Source organism: Pseudomonas sp. DrBHI1 (genome assembly GCF_002205115.1).
Taxonomy (GTDB): Bacteria; Pseudomonadota; Gammaproteobacteria; order Pseudomonadales; family Pseudomonadaceae; genus Aquipseudomonas; species Aquipseudomonas mosselii.
The window spans coordinates 1-2,598 of sequence record NZ_NIBE01000055.1 but is presented as its reverse complement, the minus strand read 5'-3'; the positions used below and the strand labels follow the sequence as shown (position 1 = coordinate 2,598).

Annotated in this window: 1 protein-coding gene; it reads left to right on the top strand. The window is 68.1% G+C overall.

Annotation, left to right across the window (positions count from 1 at the left end; genetic code table 11):
• Positions 1-153 precede the first annotated feature (153 nt).
• Positions 154-2,598 (top strand): acyl-CoA dehydrogenase (locus CC207_RS10450; protein WP_062361651.1); only part of this gene is annotated, 2,445 nt, incomplete at its 3' end.

Sequence of the window (2,598 nt, the reverse complement as noted above, 5' to 3'; positions counted from 1 at the left end):
GGCGTGGGAGCGGGCTTGCCCCGCGATGACTGCATGACATTCCCTACCGAACTCCCAGCGCCCCACCCTGTCATCTCCTAGGCAGGCCATCCACCCCAACACGTCTAAGCTCTGTGGATCGCCCCCGCCCCCCGCTTCCAAGGAGGAAGAATCATGCTGCTGTTGTGGTTGCTGGTCCTGGTGCTTGGCGCCGCGTATCTACTGCACCGGCGCCTGGCGCCCCTGCAAATCCTCGCGGCCATCGCCGCGTACACCCTGCTGATGGGCATCTTCAGCACCGCGCCAGGCTGGCTGCTGGCGCTGATCTGGGTAGTGATCGCCGCCAAGACGGCCTTCTTCGCCCTGCCGGAGCTGCGCCGTAAACTATTCACCGCGCCGATGTTCAACTGGTTCCAGCGTACCCTGCCGCCAATGTCGCAGACCGAGCGCGAAGCCATCGACGCCGGCACCGTGTGGTGGGACGGCCACCTGTTCAGCGGCCGCCCCGACTGGAACACCCTGCTCGACTACGACGCACCCAGGCTCAGCGAGGAGGAACAGGCCTTCATCGACGGCCCCACCGAGCAGCTGTGCGCCATGGTCAGCGACTGGCAGATCGGCCAGGACCTCGACCTGCCGCCGCAAGCCTGGGACTTCATCAAGCAGCACGGCTTCTTCGCCCTGATCATCCCCAAGGAGTACGGCGGCAAGGGCTTCTCGGCCTACGCCCACTCCCAGGTGGCGATGAAGCTGGCCACCCGCAGCGGCGACCTGGCCTCCACGGTGATGGTGCCCAACTCCTTGGGCCCGGCCGAACTGCTGCTGCACTACGGCACTGACGAGCAACGCAGCCACTATCTGCCGCGCCTGGCCCGTGGCGACGACATCCCCTGCTTCGCCCTCACCGGCCCCCTGGCCGGCTCCGACGCCGGGGCCATGCCCGACACCGGCGTCATCTGCAAAGGCCAGTGGCAGGGTGAAGACGTCATCGGCCTGCGCCTGAACTGGGAAAAGCGCTACATCACCCTTGGCCCGGTCGCCACCCTGCTGGGCCTGGCCTTCAAGGCCTACGACCCCGACCACCTGCTGGGCGAGCAGACCGAGCTGGGCATCAGCCTGGCGCTGATCCCCACCGACCTCCCCGGCGTGGAGATCGGCCGACGCCACCTGCCACTGGGGGCCGCGTTCATGAACGGCCCCAACAGCGGCAAGGACGTATTCGTGCCGCTGGATTGCCTGATCGGCGGCCAGGCCATGCTCGGCAAGGGCTGGATGATGCTGATGAACTGCCTGTCGGTGGGCCGCTCGATCTCCCTGCCGGCGGTCGGCACGGGCGCGGCCAAGTACACAAGCCTCGTCACCGGCCAGTACGCCCGGGTGCGCGAACAGTTCAACGTGCCGCTGGCCGCCTTCGAAGGCATCCAGGAATCCCTGGCGCGCATCGGCGGCAACGCCTGGCTGATGGACAGCGCCCGCCTGCTCACCGCCAAGGCTGTCGACCTCGGGGAAAAACCCTCGGTGCTGTCGGCGATCCTCAAGTACCACCTCACCGAGCGCGGCCGCGAATGCATCCAGCACGCCATGGACGTACACGGCGGCAAGGGCATCATCATGGGCCCGAACAATTACCTTGGCCGCAACTGGCAAGGCGCGCCGATCTTCATCACCGTCGAGGGGGCCAACATCCTGTCGCGCAACCTGATGATCTTCGGCCAGGGCGCGATCCGCTGCCACCCGTTCGTGCTCAGGGAAATGGCCCTGGCCGGGCGCGAGGACCACGACCAGGCGCTGAACGAGTTCGACGACCTGTTGCTGCAGCACATCCTGTTCGCCGCCGGCAACGCCGCCAGCACCCTGGTGCTGGGTTTGGGCCTGGGGCATTTCGAGAAGGTCCCGGGCGATGCCCTGAGCCAGGGCTACTTCCGCGCCCTCAACCGCCAGGCGGCGGCGTTCGCCTTGCTGGCCGACCTGTCGATGATGCTGCTGGGCGGCGCGCTCAAGCGCCGCGAACGCCTGAGCGCCCGGCTGGGCGATGTGCTCAGCTACCTGTACCTGTCCAGCGCCGCGCTCAAGCGCTACCACGACCTAGGCTCGCCCGAGTACCTGCGCCCGCTGCTGCGCTGGGCGCTGGAGGAAAGCCTGGGGCAGGCGGAGAACGCGCTGGACGCGCTGCTCGACAACTTCCCCAACCGCTTCCTGGGCTGCGCCCTGCGGGTGCTGGTGTTCCCGTTCGGCCGCCGGCATACCGGGCCCAGCGATGAGCTGGACGCCGAGGTGGCGGCGCTGATCGGCCGCCGCAAAGGCGACCCGGCGCTGGAAGAGCTGCTGGCGGGCTGCTTCAGGCCTCAGGCCGACGGCGACCCAGTGGCCGCGCTGCAGACAGCCTGCGACCTGCTGGACGATGCCGCTCCACTGCACAAGGCCCTGCATCAGGCGGTCAAGGAAGGCAAGGTGCAGGCGGCACCGGGGCAGTCGGTGATCGACGCCGCCATCGAAGCGGGCGTGTTGCAGGCGGAGGAAGGCCAGCGCCTGCATCAGGCCGAGCAGGCGCGGCGGGTGGTGATCGATGTGGATGCGTTTGACAAGGACGTGCTGCTGCCCGAGGCAGGCAAAGTGCGC